The organism is Streptomyces sp. NBC_00466 (genome assembly GCF_041433995.1).
Lineage (GTDB): Bacteria > Actinomycetota > Actinomycetes > Streptomycetales > Streptomycetaceae > Streptomyces.
Window position 1 is genome coordinate 5204391 of the sequence record NZ_CP107896.1, and the last position, 18759, is coordinate 5223149.

General features: G+C 68.9%; 14 protein-coding genes and 1 other RNA gene. 4 read left to right on the forward strand and 11 right to left on the reverse strand.

Going from position 1 to position 18759, the window contains the following annotated elements; all coding sequences use genetic code 11:
• Window positions 1–29: 29 nt before the first annotated feature.
• Together eda and yaaA are read right to left on the reverse strand one after the other, a co-directional pair.
• Window positions 30–647 carry a bifunctional 4-hydroxy-2-oxoglutarate aldolase/2-dehydro-3-deoxy-phosphogluconate aldolase gene (eda, locus tag OG210_RS23445; protein WP_328326000.1) on the reverse strand — a complete coding sequence of 206 codons (618 nt, stop codon included), beginning with the start codon at window positions 645–647 and terminating at the stop codon, window positions 30–32.
• A gap of 73 nt (window positions 648–720) precedes the next feature.
• Window positions 721–1503 carry a peroxide stress protein YaaA gene (gene yaaA, locus OG210_RS23450; protein WP_328325998.1) on the reverse strand — a complete coding sequence of 261 codons (783 nt, stop codon included), beginning with the start codon at window positions 1501–1503 and terminating at the stop codon, window positions 721–723.
• Window positions 1504–1730: 227 nt separating this feature from the next.
• Here yaaA and OG210_RS23455 point away from each other — a divergent pair, with 227 nt between their 5' ends.
• Window positions 1731–2300 carry a Uma2 family endonuclease gene (locus OG210_RS23455; protein ID WP_328335391.1) on the forward strand — a complete coding sequence of 190 codons (570 nt, stop codon included), beginning with the start codon at window positions 1731–1733 and terminating at the stop codon, window positions 2298–2300.
• 39 nt (window positions 2301–2339) lie between these two features.
• Window positions 2340–2744: RNase P RNA component class A (gene rnpB, locus OG210_RS23460), an RNA gene on the forward strand.
• A gap of 227 nt (window positions 2745–2971) precedes the next feature.
• On the opposite strand, the gene OG210_RS23465 is transcribed toward rnpB, so the two are convergent.
• Genes OG210_RS23465 through OG210_RS23475 form a run of 3 tightly spaced genes read right to left on the reverse strand, consistent with a single transcriptional unit; the run spans window position 2972 to window position 7219 of the window.
• Window positions 2972–3808, reverse strand: coding sequence for a sugar phosphate isomerase/epimerase (locus tag OG210_RS23465; protein WP_328325996.1), 837 nt, complete (start codon window positions 3806–3808; stop codon window positions 2972–2974).
• Between the two features lie 19 nt (window positions 3809–3827).
• A complete protein-coding gene (locus OG210_RS23470; RefSeq protein ID WP_328325994.1) occupies window positions 3828–5624 on the reverse strand; it encodes a thiamine pyrophosphate-binding protein in 1797 nt (598 codons plus the stop codon).
• A gap of 2 nt (window positions 5625–5626) precedes the next feature.
• Window positions 5627–7219: a GMC family oxidoreductase gene (locus OG210_RS23475; RefSeq protein WP_328325992.1), complete on the reverse strand. Its 1593-nt coding sequence runs from the start codon at window positions 7217–7219 to the stop codon at window positions 5627–5629.
• Between the two features lie 306 nt (window positions 7220–7525).
• On the opposite strand from OG210_RS23475, the gene OG210_RS23480 reads away from it, so the two are divergent.
• Window positions 7526–8581, forward strand: coding sequence for a LacI family DNA-binding transcriptional regulator (locus OG210_RS23480; protein ID WP_328325990.1), 1056 nt, complete (start codon window positions 7526–7528; stop codon window positions 8579–8581).
• A 2-nt stretch (window positions 8582–8583) separates the two neighbouring features.
• Here OG210_RS23480 and hisD read toward each other — a convergent pair whose 3' ends face one another.
• The 3 genes from hisD to OG210_RS23495 all read right to left on the reverse strand — a co-directional run bounded on the left by hisD (window position 8584) and on the right by OG210_RS23495 (window position 12759).
• The gene (gene hisD / locus OG210_RS23485; RefSeq protein ID WP_328325988.1) at window positions 8584–9912 is read right to left on the reverse strand and encodes a histidinol dehydrogenase; all 1329 of its coding nucleotides are present in this window, start codon (window positions 9910–9912) and stop codon (window positions 8584–8586) included.
• 67 nt (window positions 9913–9979) lie between these two features.
• Window positions 9980–11473, reverse strand: a complete 1494-nt coding sequence (locus tag OG210_RS23490; protein ID WP_328325986.1) for a CoA-acylating methylmalonate-semialdehyde dehydrogenase — start codon at window positions 11471–11473, stop codon at window positions 9980–9982.
• Between the two features lie 179 nt (window positions 11474–11652).
• Window positions 11653–12759 (reverse strand): zinc-binding dehydrogenase, encoded by a 1107-nt coding sequence (locus OG210_RS23495; RefSeq protein WP_328325984.1) that lies wholly within the window; start codon window positions 12757–12759, stop codon window positions 11653–11655.
• A 439-nt stretch (window positions 12760–13198) separates the two neighbouring features.
• On the opposite strand from OG210_RS23495, the gene OG210_RS23500 reads away from it, so the two are divergent.
• A complete protein-coding gene (locus tag OG210_RS23500; protein ID WP_371538572.1) occupies window positions 13199–14803 on the forward strand; it encodes a PucR family transcriptional regulator in 1605 nt (534 codons plus the stop codon).
• A 33-nt stretch (window positions 14804–14836) separates the two neighbouring features.
• On the opposite strand, the gene OG210_RS23505 is transcribed toward OG210_RS23500, so the two are convergent.
• From OG210_RS23505 to OG210_RS23515, 3 genes are all read right to left on the reverse strand, one after another.
• Window positions 14837–16507: an APC family permease gene (locus OG210_RS23505; protein ID WP_328325980.1), complete on the reverse strand. Its 1671-nt coding sequence runs from the start codon at window positions 16505–16507 to the stop codon at window positions 14837–14839.
• A gap of 384 nt (window positions 16508–16891) precedes the next feature.
• Complete coding sequence (locus OG210_RS23510) at window positions 16892–18376, reverse strand: sodium:solute symporter (RefSeq protein ID WP_371538574.1); 1485 nt, start codon at window positions 18374–18376, stop codon at window positions 16892–16894.
• Window positions 18373–18597: a DUF3311 domain-containing protein gene (locus OG210_RS23515; protein ID WP_328325976.1), complete on the reverse strand. Its 225-nt coding sequence runs from the start codon at window positions 18595–18597 to the stop codon at window positions 18373–18375. Before OG210_RS23515 ends, OG210_RS23510 begins: the two co-directional genes overlap by 4 nt.
• Window positions 18598–18759: the final 162 nt, after the last annotated feature.

An 18759-nucleotide genomic window follows, 5' to 3' on the forward strand; every position in this document is an offset into this window, starting at 1 on the left:
GCCGACCGTGCGGGACCGGCCCCCGGCAGTCAGCCGCGCAGCGCCGCGGCGCCCCGGGCCAGCAGCTCCACCCGGTCCCAGTCCCGCGCCGCCAGCGCATCGGCCGGCAGCATCCAAGTGCCGCCCACGCACGCCACGTTGGGCAGCGCCAGATACGAGGGCGCGGACGCCAGCGAGATACCGCCGGTGGGGCAGAACCTGGCCTGCGGAAGCGGCCCGCCCAGGGACTTGAGATAGGCCGTGCCGCCCGCCGCCTCCGCGGGGAAGAACTTCATGTCGGTGATCCCGCGCTCCAGCAGCTCCACGACCTCGGACGTGGTGGAGACCCCCGGCAGGAACGGCACGCCGGATTCGGTCATCGCGCCGAGCAGCCGCTCCGACCAGCCGGGGCTGACCAGGAACCGGGACCCCGCGGCCACCGCCTGTGCCACCCCGTCGGGGGAGATCACCGTGCCGGCGCCGACCACGGCCTCCGGCACCTCGGCGGCGATGGCGCGGATCGCGTCGAGCGCGGCGGGCGTCCGCAGCGTCACCTCGATCGCGGGCAGCCCGCCCGCGACCAGGGCCCGCGCCAGCGGCACGGCATCGGCGGCATCGTCGATGACGACAACAGGGACGACGGGGGCGAGGTCAAGCACGGAAGTCATACGGGCATCCTGCCCCGGCACACACGTCATGCGCAACGCGCGTTGCGCACCGTGCAACGCGCGTGGGGTGTGGTCAGTGGATCTGGGCCACCAGCACATCCAGCTCCCGGGGCTTGCCCGGCTTCACCGGGGCCGGGGTCTCCACCTCGTAACCCAGTTCCCGCAGTACCTCCACCAGCTCGTCGGGCCCGGCCGGAGCCGCGCCCGCGAGGAGCAGGTCCCGTACGATCCGGCCCTTCGTCGCCTTGTTGAAGTGGCTGACGACCTTCCGGGTCGGCGCGTGCAGCACCCGTACCGAGGCCGTACGGCCGGCGACCTCGCCCTTCGGCTTCCAGGCCGAGGCGTACGCGGCGGACCGGAGATCGAGCACCAGCCCCTCGCCCGCGGCCTCCGGCATGACCTCGGCCATCGGTCCGCGCCAGTACGGTCCCAGCGCCCCGAGCCCCGGCAGCTTCACACCCATCGAGCAGCGGTACGAGGGGATCCGGTCGCCGATCCGTACCGCGCCCCACAGCCCCGAGAAGACCAGCAGCGAGTCCTCGGCCCGCCGCAGCGCCGCCGCGTCCAGCGAGGCGAGGCCGAGCGCGTCGTACAGCACCCCGGTGTAGATCTGCCCGGCGGGCCGGGCGCCCGCGGTCCGCAGCCCGGCGTTCTTGGCGACCTCGCCGCGCAGCCCCTCGCTCAGCCCGAGGACCTCGCGCGCCTTCTCCTCGTCGGCCGCGCACAGCTCGACGAGCTCGTCCAGCACGGCGGCCCGCGCACCGGCCAGCCCGGGCAGCGAAAGGGACTCCGGCTTCAGCGGGGCACCGGAGCCGCTCGCGGCCTTCCCCTCGGACGGCGGCAAGAGCACGAGCACAGCAGGTCTCCTCACGTACGGACAGCAGCGTCTGCCCAGGGTAGAGGGGCCGCCCGGTTCCCCGTCGCCCCACCGTTTCCGACGCATCCGTCACCGGAACCGCCGACAGCGCTCAGCCCCTGCCGACGTGTGCCACGATCGGGGGAAGATCTCCCATCTCACGGACGGTGGAGCCCCCGATGTCCCAGTCTGGCGAGCGACCGAGGAAGGGGCGTGACATGACTGCCATGCCGCATGAACCGCTCACGCAGGCTGAGGTCCTGCTGGAGGGCTTCCTGGCGCTGGAGACGCCGGAGGGCTTCCGCGCGGAGCTGATCGAGGGGGAGATTGTCGTGACGCCGCCGCCGGACGGGGATCATGAGGATTACATCGGCCTGATCGTGAATCATGTTGCCAGGCGGTCGCGGACGGATATGCAGTTTGCCGGGAACAAGGGGCTGAAGCTGAAGAGCGGCGGAGCCTGCCCGAAGAACCACGCCATCCCCGACGGCACGTTCGCCCCCACCGCACAGCGGTTGTTCCGGGGCGCCGAGCCGTGGATGCCCTGCGAGGGTGTGGCCCTGGTGGTCGAGGTCACCTCCAGCAAGCCGCAGGCCGACCGGGAGGGCAAGCGCCGCTGCTACGCACGCGGGGCCGTCCCGCTGTACCTTCTCGTCGACCGGGAGGAGTCCTCGGTGACGCTGTTCAGCGACCCCGAGGGTGACGACTACCGGCAGCGCTGCACCATCCCGTCCGGGAAGTCCCTTGCCCTCCCGGAGCCCTTCGCCTTCGAGCTGGAGACAGCGGACTTCGTCTGAGCCTCCCTGCCGGCCGGGTAGCATGGTCAACACGGCAGACGAGTCGGCCGGACGGCCGCGTGAAGGTCCTCTGGATCTTCCCGAGGAACGTCCGGGCTCCACAGGGCAAGGTGGTGGCTAACGGCCACCCGGGGCGACCCGCGGGACAGTGCCACAGAAAACAGACCGCCGGGGTCCGCAAGGCCCCCGGTAAGGGTGAAACGGTGGTGTAAGAGACCACCAGCGCCTGAGGTGACTCAGGCGGCTAGGTAAACCCCACCTGGAGCAAGGTCAAGAGAGGCCGCCGCAAGACGGCCTTGCGCGGACGTTCGAGGGCTGCTCGCCCGAGTCCGCGGGTAGACCGCAGGAGGCCGGCAGCAATGCCGGTCGTAGATGGATGGCCGTCTCCCCGGCGACCGCGAGGTTTCCGGGAGACAGAACCCGGCGTACAGGCCGGCTCGTCCTGTCGCAAGGGGCCTCTGGCCAGCTTAATCGCTGGTCAGAGGCCCCTTCGCATACCCGCTGGCGGCTATCCCGGATCCGGTGCGGCCCCGCTCAGGGCTTACGGGCGACGAGCCCCCACTGGTCGGCGGCTGTGGGGTTCTCTTCCGTCGGGCGCCGGAACGCGATGGATCGCGCCCAGGGCATGACCGTACCCTTGCCCCGACGAGAAGTTGCCCGTACGGCGTCCCTCAGGGCGCGTGCTTGTCGATGAGCCCGGACAGGTGCTGGTAGCTCTTGGTGGCCGCCTCCAGGGATGCGCACTCCACGGAGAGCACCAACTCGTGATCGGCACGGGCGAGTGTGGCGACGATGCGGTCCCAGTCGATGACCCCTTCGCCGCAGGCGCAGCCGAGCATGCCGCGTACCTTGCCCCGGTAGCGTGCGGCGTCCTCGTGCGATATGTCCTTGGCGTGCAGGTGGGTGACGCGGCCGACGATGTCCTCCAGCCACTGGTGCGGGTCGTTGCCGCTCAGATAGCTGTTGCCGGTGTCGAGATTGATGGTCAGCGCCGGGCTGTCAATGAGCCCCATGAGGCGGTCGAGCCGCCCAGGCGTGGCGGTGTACTCGCCGTGCGTCTCGATCGCGATGGCGATGCCCCGCGCCTCCGCCACCAGGGCCGCCTCCTGGAGCGTGTACCGCATGAGGGTGTAGTTCTCCTCTTCGGTGGTCCAGGACGGCAGCGGCCCGTCGTCAATCATGATCATGGGGGCGCCGCACTCGGCGGCGTAGCGGATGGACTGGCGCAGGTACTCGACGCTGACCTCCGGCTTGGCCAGCGGTGCGTGGCTGGACAGCGAGGAGATGCTCAGCCCCCGGCTCTCCGCGGCGTGCTTCAGACGCAGCGGGTCGTCGAGCATGGAGAGACTGTGGAAGTAGCCGGCGGCGCTGAGCAGTTCACGGCCCCAGTGGACCATCGGCTCGACGTACTTGTAGCCGATCGCCGCGGCCTGGTCCATGGCCCAGTCGAAGGACCCGTTCTCGAAGCGGGCGAACTCCAGGTTGAGGCCGAGTTTGATGTTGCCCATGGTGTGTACCTTCCTCCGGTCAGAAGCCGCGCTGGACGACGTACTCGTCACGGGTCGGGCCGTGGTAAGCGGGGACGGTGATGTCCCACCAGCCGGTCGGGTGCATCTCGGTCCAGGGCAGTTCGTGCGCGCTCATGGCCTCGATGACCACCGGGCCGGGAGTGGCGAAGGCGCGGCGGACCGCGTCCGCGAGTCCGGCCGGGTTCTCGACGCGTTCGGCCGTGCAGCCCAGTGAGCGGGCGAACTCGGTGATGTCGGCGAAGTACGGCTTGCCGTCCTTGGTGGTCCAGCCGCTGACGATCTGGCGTTCCTTGCCGAAGAGATTGATCTGGAGGTCCTTGATCGCTTCCCAGCCGCCGTTGTTCAGCACGACCACGACCAGCGGAAGGCCGAGCATGACCGCGGTGGCCAGTTCGGTGCCGGTCTGCAGGAAACTGCCGTCACCCACCATCGCCAGGACCGGCCGGTCACCGACGGCGGCCTGGGCGCCGATGGCGGCGGGCAGGCCGAAACCGATCCCCGACATGCCGCCGGCCACGATGTTGGTACGCGGCCCGTAGACGGGGAACTCGTTGAAGGCCTGGTTGGCCGGATTGCTGGAGTCGGTGACCAGGATGCCCTCCCGGGGCAGGGCCTCGCGGATCTCCACCATGGCCCGGGAGTTGGTCATCGGCAGGTGGTCGGTGGTCCGCATCGGGCGCAGGTGCTCCTCCCACTGTGCCTTGAGGTCCTGCAACTCGGCGAAGTACTCGGAGGAGCGCCAGTCCGGGGCGTCGCCGAGCGTGTTCAGCTCGCCCAGCAGGGCGCTCAGGCTCGCCCTGGCATCGCCGACGACACCGACCTCGACGGGGTAGTTCCGCCCGATCTCGAAGCCGTCGATGTCGATCTGGACGAGTTTGGTGCCGGGGATGTTGAAGGTGACGCCCGGCTTGTAGGAGGAGGTGATGCGGTCGCTGAAACGGCAGCCGACCGCGAGGATGACGTCCGCGGTGCGGGTCACGCCGTTGCCGGGGATGGAGCCCATGTCGCCGCAGGGCCAGGCGTACAGGTCGTGATCGGCGGGGAAAGCGCCCTTGCCCATGAAGGAGTGGGTCACGGGCGCGCCGAGCCGTTCGGCGACGGCCACCAGTTCGGCGCCGGCCTCGGATGCGATGACGCCGCCGCCCGCCAGGATGACCGGGCGCCGGGCACCCGCCAGCAACCGGGCGGCCTCCGCGATGCGCTCGGGGTCGCCGCCGGGGCGGCCGTGCGCGCGCCGGCGGCGGGTCTCCTCCGGCTCGTACTTGCCGTACTCGGCCTGGAGATCCTGCGGGATGTCCAGGAGGACGGGGCCGCGGCGGCCCTCGTACATGGTGTTGAAGGCCTGGGCGAGGACGGTGGGGAGCTGGTCGACGCGGCTCGGCTGCCACCAGCGCTTGACGACGGGCTCGGCCATGCGCGGGAAGTTGTTGCCGTGCGGCCGGTCGATCTCCTGGAGCACCCCGTGGTTCTCCATGTAGGTGTGCACCGCGCCGGTGATCAGAAGGAAGGGCTGGGAGTCAGCGAAGGCCGTGGTCAGACCGGTGAGCGTGTTGGTCGCACCGGGACCGATGGACGTACAGCAGGCGGCGACCTTGCCGGTCGCACGGTAGTAACCGTCGGCCATGTGGGCGGCGCCCTGCTCGTGCATGGCCGGGACGACTTCGATCTCGTCCTTGCGGTCGACGAAGGCGTCGATGAGGGCGGTGTTGCCGTGTCCCGGGACGGCGAAGACTTTCTCCACCCCTTCGCGGATCAGGAAGTCGACGACGATCTGGCCGCCGGTGAGCCTGGGCATATCTACCTCTTGTTCGTGTGCTGGACGTTCGTGTGCTGGGCGGGGGCGGCTGCGGGGGAGGCGCCGGTGAGGTGGTCAGCGACGCGCAGGGCGTTTGCGGCGATGGTCAGCGCCGGGTTCATCACCGGCAGCGACGGAAAGAAGGACGAGTCGACGACGTACAGGTTGTCGACGCCGTGCGAGCGGCAGTTCGCGTCCAGTGCGGAGGTCGCGGGGTCGGTGCCGGCCCGGACGGTGCCGGCCTGGTGGGAGTTGACCTCGATGCCGGTCCGCTGGCTGAACACCAGGGGGAACCCCATGCGGCGCAGGATCTTCCTGGTCTCCCGGACGAGGACCTCGTGCGCACGTACGTTGTTGGGCTTCCAGTTGATCCGGATGTCCCCGGCGGACGTCAGGGTGACGCGGTTGTCCGAGTCGGGCAGGTCCTCGGTGAACAGCCACCAGTCGATGCTGCGGTGGGCGGCGTAGCGGAGTGCCCAGGTGGGGATGGCGGGGCGCTGACCGGCCATCATGTCCGCCTGGAGCTTGCCGATGAGCTGGACGTGCCCCAGCGGGTAGGGGTGGTCAGCGGTGCCCTTGGTGTAGAAGTCGTTGAAGTACAGGGTCTTCTGGAACTCCGCGGTGTTCTTCCGGGTCGGGTGGACGCCGACCATCACGGAGTTGTTGTGGACCATGTAGTGGCGGCCGACTGTGCCGGAGGAGTTGCCGAGCCCGTCCGGGTGCTGCGGGCTCGCCGAGCGCAGCAGAAGGGCTGCGGAGTTGACGGCGCCGCAGGAGACGACCACGGTGCCGGCGCCGACAGTGACGGGCGCTCCGTTGTGGAGGAGCTCCACTCCGGTCGCCTTGCTGCCGGAGTCGTTCGTGAGCACCCGGGTGACCCGGGCGTTGGTGACCAGCTCGACCGAACCGGCGGCCAGTGCGGGCCGGACACAGCAGACGTCGGCGTCGGACTTGGCCAGGACCCGGCAGGGGAATCCGTCGCAGAAGGCACAGCGGATACAGGACCCGCCGTCCCGCAGGTCCAGGCCGAGCGGGATGCTCGACGGGGTGAGCCCCATGCGGGTCAGGGCGTCGGCGGCCTCCTGGACCGGCGGCTCGTGTCCGATCGCCGGGTAGGGGAAGGGTTCGGACCGGTCCAGGGTGGGGTCGTCGAACTGGTCCCCGTGCACGCGGAAGAGCGTCTCGGCGCGCAGGTAGTACGGCTGCAGGACTTCGTACGGGAAGGGCCACTCCGGCGAGGTGCCGGCCTCGTGCTCCGTCGCCCGGAAGTCCTCGCGGCGGAACCGTACGAGCGAGGAGCCATAGAGCTTCGTGTTGCCGCCGACGTAGTAGTAGTTGCCGGGCGTGAAGGCCTTGCCGCTCGCGTCGTACCACTGCTCCGCGTTCTGGTAACGGTGGCGGCGGAAGATTGCTCCGGCGTCCCAGTTCTGCTTCTCCTGCGGCAGGAAGTCACCGCGTTCGACGAGAAGCACGCTGGCACCGACGTCCTTGAGGGCGTAGGCCATCGTGGCGCCGCCCATGCCGGAGCCGACGATCACGAAGTCGTAGTGCGACCCGGTGGGGCCGTCATTGGGGAGAGTTGGTTTTCCGTTCATGGGGTTCGTCCCTGACTGGAGCTGGAGAGGGGGCGTGCGGAAGATCCGCTACGGGGTGGCAGGGGGGGTGCGGAGACCGCTCGTCCGCCGGCACTGCGGTGTGCGGCACCCCATGGCTCGGAAGCGTGGCGGGACGGGCTGTGAGTCTTCGGTGATCACTTTAGTTATTCGATTAACCGACGCGAGGCTAACATCGTGACCCGGGCTGTCAACAGAGGTGAATGTGGCCCGCAACGCCCGGAAGCGCGCTGGGTAGGGTTGCCGGCGAACCACGCCAACGAGGGGAAGCAGGCGCCAGTGGTCACCATGCGTGATGTAGCACGGGCGGCGGGTGTCTCCCAGGCGGCCGTCTCCTACGCGTTCAGCCGGCCGGAGAAGCTGTCCGCCGCGCAGCGCGAACGCGTCCTGCAGATCGCCGAGGAACTCGGATACGCCGGTCCGCACTCGGCCGGCCGTACGCTGCGGACCGGCCAGGTCGGGGCGCTCGGCCTGATGGTCACGGACTCGCTGCCCTACGCCTTCGACGACCCGGCCACCGCCGCGCTGCTGCGGGGAATCGCCGAGGTCGGCGAGGTGTCCGAGACGGCGCTCACCCTGCTGCCGTGTCCGCTGGAGTCGGAACGCCTGACCCAGAACTCCGGTGTGCTGCTGCGGGGGCTTGTCGACGGCTTCCTCGCCTACGCCCTGCCCGAGGGGCATCCCGCGGTGGAGACCGTGCTGCGCAGGCGGTTGCCGGTGGTGGTCATCGACGGTCCCAACCCCGGAGGGCTTCCCTGGGTGGGGATCGAGGACCGTGCAGCCGCCCGGTCGGCCGCCGCTCACCTGCTGGCCCTGGACCACCGTTCGGTCGGCATCCTGGTCGACCGGCTGGTCCCCGACGGCTACCGCGGCCCTGTCGCTCCCGCCCGGCAGCGCGAGGCACGCGACCGGGTGATGAAGGAACGGCTGGCGGGCTACGCCGCCGCCTTCCGCGCGGCCGGCCTGCCGTGGAGGGAGGTCACGGTCATCGAGGCGGGAGGCTTCGACGAGACCGCTTCGCTGGCCGCGGCCGAGACCCTGCTGGAGGAAGCCGGCCCCATCACGGCCGTGCTCGCCGGTACCGACGTCCTGGCGCTCGCGGCGATGCGGACCGCCCGCAGCCGCGGCCTGCGCGTTCCCGAGGATCTCTCGGTGATCGGGTTCGACGACCTGCCCGGTGCGGCCGGCGCGCAACTGACTACCGTGCGCCAGCCGTTGACCGAGAAGGGCCGAAGCGCCACCCGGCTGCTGCTGGATGTGATCGCGGGCGCCGAGCCGAAGGAGATCCTCCTGCCGACGGAACTGGTCGTACGGGCGACGACCGCCCGGCCCGGGCACGGCTGACCTCACCTGCCGGATCCGCCGAGGCGTACGTCGTGGTCGCTCCACGACAGGCCCGCCTCGCCGTACCGGGCCGCGCGCAGGTCACCGGAGCGGGCGTGACCCTCGAAGTTCTCCAGGCGGGAGGCCCGACCGCAGATCTCGCCCAGCAGCGCACTGCTGGCCTTGTTCCGGACCTCCTGGTAGGTCACGGTCTTGAGGTACTTGCCCACCCACAGACCGCCGGTGTACCGGGCTGCGCCCATGGTCGGCAGGACGTGGTTGGTCCCGATGACCTTGTCACCGTAGGGAACGCAGGTGTCCTGGCCGAGGAAGAGGGCGCCGTAGTCCCGCATGCCGGTCAGGGCGTCCCGCGGTTCGGCGGTGAAGATCTGCACGTGTTCGCTGGCGTAGGTGTCGGCCAGGGCGAAGGCCTCGTCCTGGCTGTCCACCACCACGACCTCGCCGTGGTCGCGCCAGGCCGCACCGGCGACCCTCCCGGTCGGCATGGCGGGCAGCAGTTCGCCGATGAACTCGATCGTGCGCCGGCCGACCTCGCGGGAGGTGGTGATCAGGACCGCCGGGGAGTCCGGGCCGTGCTCGGCCTGGCTGAGCAGGTCCACGGCGACCGTGAACGGGTCGGCGGTGTCGTCGGCGACGATGAGTACCTCGGTGGGCCCGGCGAACAGGTCGATCCCCACCTCGCCGAACAACTGCCGCTTGGCCTCGGCCACATAGGCGTTGCCGGGGCCGGCCAGCATATGGACCGGGGCGATGGTTTCGGTGCCCAGGGCAAGGGCGGCGACCGCCTGCACTCCGCCGAGTACGTAGATCTCCTCCGCGCCCGCCATGTGCATGGCGGCGACGCTGACCGGCGGCGGGGCACCCTCGTTCGGAGGAGTGGTGGCGGCCACCCGCTCGACGCCCGCCACCTTCGCCGTGACGATGGTCATGTGCGCGGAAGCGGTGAGCGGGTAACGACCGCCCGGCACATAGGCACCGGCCGCCGAGACCGGGATGTTGCGCTGTCCCAGGAACACGCCCGGCAGGGTCTCGATCTCGAAATCGTGCAGGGAGTCGCGCTGCGCCTGGGCGAAGTTCTGCACCTGCTGCTGCACGAAGCGCAGATCATCGAGGACGCCGGCGGGAACCGACGAGACGATGGATTTGATCTCCTGTGCGCCGAGTCGGTAGGACGGCCGGTCCCAGGAGTCGAACTTCGCCGAGTACCGGCGGACGGCGTCGTCGCCGTTGGCCCGGACCTCGGCGATGACCTCGGCGACGATGTCGACGACCTCCGGGCGGCTGCTGCGCGCACCGCTCTTGGCGGCGGCGGACTTCAGTACAACGGGCACGGCTGGTCTCCTTGAGGAATGGGAAAAAGCGGAGGGGGGAACTATTCGGCCCGCGGAGGGGCGGCGGTCAGGTGTTCTCGGGGAATCCGAGGTTGATTCCGCCGTGGCTGGGGTCGAGCCACCGGGTGGTGATGACCTTGCCGCGGGTGAAGAACTGGACGCCCTCGGTGCCGTGGGCGTGGCTGTCACCGAACAGGGAGTGCTTCCAGCCGCCGAAGGAGTAGTAGGCCATGGGGACGGGAACCGGGACGTTGACGCCGACCATGCCGACCTTGATCTCGTTGGCGAACTGCCGTGCCGCACCACCGTCGTTGGTGAAGATCGCGGTTCCGTTGCCGTACGCATTGCGGTTGATCAGCTGGACGGCTTCGTCGTAGCTGTCCACGCGGACGACGGAAAGCACCGGCCCGAAGATCTCGTCGGTGTAGATGCTCATGTCGGTGCCGACGTGGTCGAAGAGGGTGGGGCCGACGAAGAAGCCTGACCCGTCGGCGTCCGGACGCACCTCGCGCCCGTCGACCACCAGCGTGGCGCCGGCCTTCTCGCCGGCGTCCACATAGCCGGACACCCGCTGCTGGGCCTGCGCGGTCACCAGGGGCCCCATGTCGCAGTCGCGGGTGCCGTCGCCGGTGCGCAGCCGGAGCGTGCGCGCCTTTATCCTGGCGACGAGTTCATCGGCGATGTTGCCGACAGCAACCACTGCTGAGATGGCCATGCACCTCTCACCCGCTGAGCCGTACCCGCCGTTGACGGCCTGGTCGGCGGCGAGATCGAGGTCGGCGTCGGGCAGCACGACCATATGGTTCTTGGCCCCGCCGAGAGCCTGGACGCGCTTCCCGTGGGCGGCGGCCGTCTCGTACACGTACTGCGCGATCGGCGTGGACCCCACGAAGGACACGGACTCCACGTCCGGGTGGGTCAGCAGGCCGTCAACGGCGGACTTGTCCCCGTTGAGGACGTTGAAGACACCGTCGGGAAGTCCCGCTTCCTTCCACAGCTCGGCCAGCCACAGCGCGGCGGTGGGAACCTTCTCGCTCGGCTTGAGGATGACGGCGTTGCCCGCCGCGATGGCAATGGGGAAGAACCACAGAGGCACCATGGCCGGGAAGTTGAACGGCGAGACGATGCCGACCACGCCGAGGGGCTGGCGCACGGAGTGCACGTCGACCCTGGTCGACGCGTTCTCGGTGAAGCCGCCCTTGAGCAGGTGGGGGATACCGCAGGCGAATTCGACCACCTCCTGGCCCCGGCTGACTTCTCCGAGTGCGTCGGAGAGCACCTTGCCGTGCTCGGAGGTGATGATCTCGGCGAGTTCGGGCTTGCGGGCGTTCAGCAGCTCGCGGAAGCGGAACAGGACTCGGGTCCGCGCTGTCAGCGATGTGTCGCGCCACGCGGGGAAGGCCGCAACTGCCGCCTCCACGACGGCATTCACGTCGCTCTCGGCGGCCAGCGCCAGCTGAGCGGTGACCTCTCCGGTCGCCGGGTTGGTGACGTCGGAATACCGGTCGCCGATGCCTTCGAAGGCCGTACCGTTGCGCCAGTGGTGCAGCGTGAGTGCCATGGACTGATCCATTCTGCTGTCGTCTCTGCTGTCGTCGGAATCGCTGCTGAGGGAGTGCGCGGCGGGGAGAGGCCGCGCTGAGGGAGTCCGCAGCGGGGAGAGGCTGCCCGGGCCGGCGGCTGGTGCCGCGTCCACATGGGGCGGGGAGCGCTGCTGATGAACGCGGGGAGTGCGAGGTGTCAGGCGTCGGGGTCGATCTCGATGAGAGCCCGGCCGACGATCTTTCCTTCGCTGAGAAGCCGGTAGGCATGGTCGGCCTGGTCCAGCGGGAAGCGCCGGCTGATCAGGGCTCCGGGGTCGAGACGCCGGTCGGCCACGAGCCGGCCCAGGTGCGCCAGGTCCTGCCGGGGGCGTCCGCCGAAGGACCCGCAGACCTGGATCTTGCGACGTACGAGCCGGGTGATCTCGATCTCGGCGGTGCGGCCTGCCGGTGCGATGCCGATCATCACGCACCGGCCGCCGTCGGCTGCCATCTCCGTCGCCTGCCGGAAAGTGCCCGGCTGCCCGATCGCTTCCACCACGAGACGGGCCCCTCCTCCGGTGATGTCGCGGACCGCCCGGACCGGGTCGGCGGTGGAGGCATTGACCGTGTCGGTCGCCCCCAGGCGCGACGCGGTTCCCAGCCGGTCGTCGGCGACGTCGACGGCCACGATGCGACCGGCGCCCAGGGCCTTGGCCACGGCCACGGCGCTGAGGCCGACTCCGCCGGCGCCCACGATGACCACCGAGTCGCTCTCCCGCAGTTCGCCGACGTGGACCAGCGCGCCGTAGGCGGTCAGGAAGGCGCAGCCCAGGATCGCGGAGTCCTTGAGGTGGCCGCCGGAGGGGATCGGCGCCGCACCGAGCGCGGGCATGACGGCGTACTCTGCCAGGCCCGCCATGGAGTACATCCACACCGGATCGCCGTTGGCGTCGAAGAGCCTGGTCGTCCCGTCGTAGAGCGTTCCGTTCAGCCGGTTGTGTGCGAAGAACGGCTCGCACAGTTCCTCCCGGCCCGAGGCACACATCGCGCAGGAGCCGCACGGCATGATGAATGCGCCGACGATGCTCTGGCCCGGGCTGAGGTGATCCACACCGGCCCCCGTTTCGACGACCCTCCCGGAAATCTCATGCCCCAGAACCGCGGGGAACGGGAAGGCCACCGAGCCGTCATGGACGTGCAGATCGGTGTGGCAGACACCGCAGGCGGCGACACGCACGAGGATCTCTCCCGGCCCGGGCCGGGGCATCCGCAGGTCTGTGATGCCGAAAGGTCCGGACGGGCGCGGAACGACGGCGGCTCTCATGGTGGTCCTCCAAGTGCAGATGGAACGTCCTGGCGCGGCGGGATCCGGGTCAGCGAGGTCCTGGTGCCTCGTGCTGCGGGGGAGCCGGCACCTGGCCGGCTGCCGACGCGCTCGCGGGGCGGGGCGCCGCTCCGGGGCCGGCGGGAGCCCCTGCCCATCGCGCTCGCGGCCTGCGCTGCGCGACCCAACCTGTGGCGTCCACCAGCATGAAGGCGAGGGCCACCCGCAAGGCAGACACAGACTGTGCAAGGATGTCGCCGAACGCTGCATCATCCGTGCAATCCCAGGGCCCACCGCGCAGGGCACCATGGGGACCTGCCCCCTGACCGTGGCTCCGGGCGTCCGGCATCCGTCCCGGCCAGTTGCATCGGCGCACCCCCCCCGCTGAGCCACCCGTACACCCGGGTGGAGTTCCTACTTGTTCCGAAGAGGTTCCGTCATGGCTCTGTCCGTAGCAGCCGCACTCCAACTGGAGGTCTTCAGCCGGACCGAGGTCCGTGTGTACGCGGGTGAGGAGAATCTGGACCGGACCATCCGCTGGGTCCATCCTGTGGAGATCCCCGACGTCGCCCGTTTCCTGACGGGCGGCGAGTTGCTGCTGACAGCCGGGCTCGGGGTCGGCCGTACGGCAGGTGAGCAGCGGCGTTACGTCCAGGAGGTCAGCGCCGCGAACGCTGCCGCACTCGTCGTGGAACTGGGCGGGAGGGCGTTCACCACGATGCCGTCGGCCCTGGTGGACGAAGCCCGGCAGCTGGGCCTTCCCCTGATCGGCCTGGTGGATGAACTGCCGTTCGTCGAGGTGTCCGCGCAGGTGCATGAGTTGATCTCCGACGAGAGGAACGCCGACCTCCTCGCCTTCGAGCGGCTCAACGCGGACTTCATCCAGTTGCTTCTGGCCAGTCGCAGCCATGTGTCCTTCGCTGAGACGCTCGCCCATCACGTGGGCTCTCCCGTGGTCCTGGAGGACACCGACCACCAGGTCGTGGCGTACGCCGGGGGCACAGCCGACACCGATCTGCTGATGAAGAACTGGGGGCTGCACGCCAGGATGGCCCACCGGACCGGGGCCCCCAGCGAGCACAGCAGGTCAACGGTGGTTCAGTCGCACGAGGAGCCGGGCTGTACGCGCCGCATGATCGTCCTGCGCGGCGAGGCGTGGGGCTGGATCCACGTCTTCAACGGAAGGGCGGCTCTCTCGGGCGCCCATGCCTACGCCCTCGACCGCGCCGCGGACACGATCGCCATCGCCCTGCTCGGCGACCGGGAAAGCGGTGCACGCGCCTCCCACCGGCAGAGCTCGCTGATCAACCGGTTGCTGCTGGGCGACATCACCGGCGAGCAGTTCGTCGACCGGGCGCTCAAGGTGGGCCGTGATCTGCGCGACCGGCCGCTTGCCGTGGCCGTCGTCTGCAAGGAGCCCGGTGACGACCACTCCGCCAGACTGGCGCTGGAGCCGGTGCTGAAGAGCATGAAACTGCCGGCCGTCCTGGCCGACACCGGCGATCAGGTGCTGGCCGTCGTCGGTCTGACCCACCAGGTGTCCGGGCAGCAGCTCACCGAACAGCTCGACGCCCAGGGCGCCAGAGCAGGGGTGAGCCGCAGCGGCCCCGCCGAGCACCTCGTGGACGCGGCACGGCAGGCCCGTACAGCGGCGTCGGTGGCCGTCACCAGGGAGAAACCCACCACGCTCCACTTCGACCGGCTGGGTGTCCTGCGCCTGCTCGTGGCACTGGCCGACGGGCCCGAGCTGCACCGATACGTCGATGTCGAGCTCGGGCCGCTCCTGCAGCACGATGCAACCGAGACGAACGCGCTGCTGCCGACGCTGCAGGCCTACCTCGCCGCCGACGGCAACAAGACACGGGCCGCGGAGGCCTTGTTCATCCAGCGGCGCACGCTCTACTACCGCATCGAGCGTCTCAACGCGCTACTCGGCAGGTCCGTCGACGACCCCGAGGTGCGGGGCGGCCTCTCCCTGGCACTCCGCGCCCTCGACCTGATGGGCCCGCACTGTTCCGGCACGCCCGAGAAGCAACGCCGGTAGCGGCTTGGCGGCTCCTGGCACGAACGGGTGTTGCTACCGGGGGCCGGCCGTGGTGGGGGACGACGGCTTGGCCGCCCTTCTCGCGTCGTGGTGCTCCCCGGAGCCACCGCCGATGTTCGCGTAGACGTCGGGGCGGGTCCTGCGCCACCGCAGGGCGACCAGGACACCGGTGACGACAATGGCGACCAGGAGCAACTGCTGTCCGTACGCGAGCCATTGCGGCGCGCCGATCGACATCGAGTAGTAGACCGAAGTCAGAGTGAGAAGGAGTACGAGTCCGGCGAGCGCGAGGATCGGTGCGACCGAGGTGTTCCAGATCCTCTCCCCGTGCTCGATGATCCGGAAGTAGCGCAGGACCGAGACCGTGGTCAGCGTGAACAGGATGAGCAGGGCGAACGTTCCGAGCGCGAACATGGACGAGTACATCGCCACGGCATCGAGCCTGCTGAGAAGGAACGGGAGCATACAGATCACCGCTGCTCCGGTGGCGAAAGCCGATGCGTTCGACGGGGAGCCGTGCCGGCCGTGGGCCTTCCCGAGGAAGGAAGGCAGGATACGGTCGCGGCCGAGCGAATAGAGGTACCGCGACAGTGAATTGTGGGTCGACAGCGCACCGGCGAAAACGCTGGTGACGACCATCACGATCATGATCTGGGTGAAAGTGTCACCCATGTAGTGGCGGAAGCCCTCACTGAACAGAGTCGTAGGATTCGCCGAACCGGCCGCGGCCACACGACTCGGCCCCCAGAAGGTCACAATCGCCCATGAAGTGAGGACGTAGAACCCTCCGAGACCGGAGATCGCGAGATAGGTCGCACGCGGGATGGTCTTTTCGGGCCGTTTGACCTCGTCGCGGTAGATCGCGGAGGACTCGAAGCCGAGAAAGCACGTGATCGCGAAGAGAGTTGCGACGCCGAGGTCCCCCTGGAACACATGCGCCGGCTGGAAGGACTCAACCTGGTAGCCCTGTGGGCCGCCAGTGAAGAGAACGGGCGCATTGAACAGCATGACCAGCACGACTTCCGCGACCATGAAGGCTGAAAGCACCTTGCCGGAAAGCTCGACATTGAAGTGCCCGAGTGCGGTGATGATGACGCAACAGAGCGCAGCCCAGAGCCACCAGGGCGTACTCGGTGCACCGAAGGAACTGAGTACGTTCTCGATGGAAACCCCGAAGAACGCGTAGCTGCCGATCATGAAGACCAGGTAAGTGAAGGCTGCGAGGAGTCCCGTGCCGAGGCCGAGCGTTCGGGAGAGGCCCGCGGTGATGTAGGTGTAAAAGGCGCCGGGCTTCGGCAAGTTGCGAGTCATCGTGGTGAATCCGACGGCGAACAGCAGAAAGATCACGCCGACGAACGCGTAGATCACGGGCGTGCCGATCCCGTTACCGCGGGTGATGCCGAGCGGCAGTACGCCGGTTACGTTCCCGATGGGCGCCGACATGGCGAGCACGGTCAGAGCGAGCTGAAGGGTGCCCATGGTGCCGCGCAGGCTTCCAGCGGGTTTGTCGGATGGCACGGAAAGGCTGACTTTGCCGGCTTCGGCAGGTATCCCGCTTCGAGAGCGGACTCCGGTGCTTTCGGCGCTCATGGTGTCCTTTCTGAGCCGCACTCGGACGAGCCGGGCATGCGCTCGCGCGAGCCACGTAATGGGGGTCGTGCCCCGCCGATACCGGTCGACAGCGAAACGCGGCCGGTCGGGCATGATATCCGGCGTACCGGCACGGGCGCGGGGGCGTCGCCCTCTGTGAAGAAGGGTGAACTCGGTGAATTCGGTGACTGCTCGTCGGACGTCTTCGAGTGGGCGGCGCGCAGTATTCGGGAGCCTGTGGTTGTCCGCCGATCGGTCACTGCAAATTCGCGATGAATAGTAGAATGCGCCAACGTGACCGGGCATTGAAAGACACACTCTGTGCAGCGATGCACTCCGTGCTGCACAGTCCGGGAAGCGTCGTGCTGCACAGTCCGCGAAGCGCCGGAGAGCGAGTCATCGATTCCGTACGGTGGCTGGAGCCCCCGTTGCGTCGAGAAGCCCCACCATGCGCGGCATGGTGGGGCTTCTCCGAACCGGTGTGCGGTGGCCGTGCCGTCAGACGGCGCCGACCGGCGGTGCCGTTTTCGCGGGGGCCTCGCTCACCGAGGTGCGGGTGGCCGCCGAGACGGCGAACATCACGAGGGTGTTCGCGATGAGGGCGATGACGCCGACGTTGAGGTCCTTGACCGCCTGCGGCAGCCCCGGCAGCAAGCTGCCCACGGTGGCGCCGGAGATGGTCACCGCGCTGACGATCAGGACGCCCACGATGATGCCCGTGGCCGCGCCCTGTTTGCTGACCAGCTTGCGCGGTGCCAGGCTGACCAGCAGGGCCGGGAAGAGCTGCGTGACCAGTGAGTAGCCCATGAGCATCAGGTTCACGATGCTGCTGCCGCCGTTGAAGGTGAAGAACAGCGCGATGAGCGCCAGCACCGGCACCAGCAGCTTGGCCAGCCTGCCCACCGACTGTTCCGACGTCGCCGGGCGGGCCAGCTTGTAGATGTTCTTGGCCAGGCAAGTCGCCGAGGTCAGCAGGAGCAGCGAGCCGGGGACCAGCGCGGTGAGCACACCGGCGCCGCCGACGACCCCCACGAACCACGGGTCGAAGGACTTGACCGTGATCCGCAGCATTGACAGGTCGGCGTCGGCGCCCTTCAGACCGGGTACGGCGATCAGCGCGGCGAATCCGGCCAGGAAGACGAAGAGCAGGACGAGTTGGTAGAGCGGCATGAAGATGGCGTTCCGGCGGAACACCCGCTCGTTCTGGGCGGTGTAGGAGGCGCTGAACGAGTGCGGCCACATGTAGAAGCCCAGCGTGGACAGCAGGACGGTCGAGACGAACCAGGTCGGGCTGAAGCCGCTGTGCTGGAGGGTCAGGAAGCCCGGTTTCGCGGTGTTGATGGTGTGGAACATGTGGCCGACGCCGCCCGCGTAGTGCAACGGCAGGTAGATGCCGAGGAACAGCACCACCGAGAGGATCAGGACGTCCTTGAGGACCGCGGTCCAGGCCGAGCCGTGGATGCCGGAGATGGTCACGTACACGGTCAGGGCGACCGTACCGATGATCACCGCGACGGTCTTGGAGATATGGCCGTACGAGGCCTCGGAGACGATGATCCCCATGCCGGTCAGCTGGAGGACCAGGTACGGCACCATCGCCACGACGCCGACCAGGGCGACCAGCGCGCCGAGCAGGGGGCTGTTGAACTTCTTGGCGAAGAAGTCGGACTGGGAGACGAGGCGGTGCTCCTTGGCGTAACGCCAGATCGCCGGCAGCAGCCAGTACGAGATCACGTACCCCAGTGCGCCGTAGCACAGGATGTACAGGGCGGGCCCGCCCTTCCCGTACGCCCAGCCCGAGGCGCCGAGGAAGGTGAAGGTGGTGTAGATCTCGCCGGCGAGCAGCAGGAAGACGAAGGTCGTTCCGAAGCTGCGGCCGCCGACGGACCATTCTTCGAGGTCCATGTCCTTGCCGCGCCGGGCCTGCAGGCCGAGGCAGATGGCGACCAGGAGGAAGCCGAGGATGACGACGAGTGCGGTCATGCCGAGTGCTCCTCTCGGTTGCGCGGGTCGAGCTTGTAGATCACTGCCATGGCCGCCGAGATCAGGGCCACCCAGAGGACGATCCAGAACAGGATGAACGGCATTCCTAGGACGTAGGGCGTCACCCGGTTGGCGAACCAGATTCCGCCGAGGATCCCGATGAACGGGATCGCCCCGATGAGGGGGAGCAGGGCGCGGCCAACCGGACGGGGTTTGGACACTGGGGGCATGGGGACGTCCCGGGGTAGTGGTGAGCTCGTGTTATTCCACTGTGTGCTTCACAAAGCGTGTATTCCGTAATGCGGAATTCACTTTCCGGAAAGAGCGTAGCTGCCGGTGTGGGATCTCTGTCAAGGCTCCGGCGGTGACCGGTTTCAATTCAA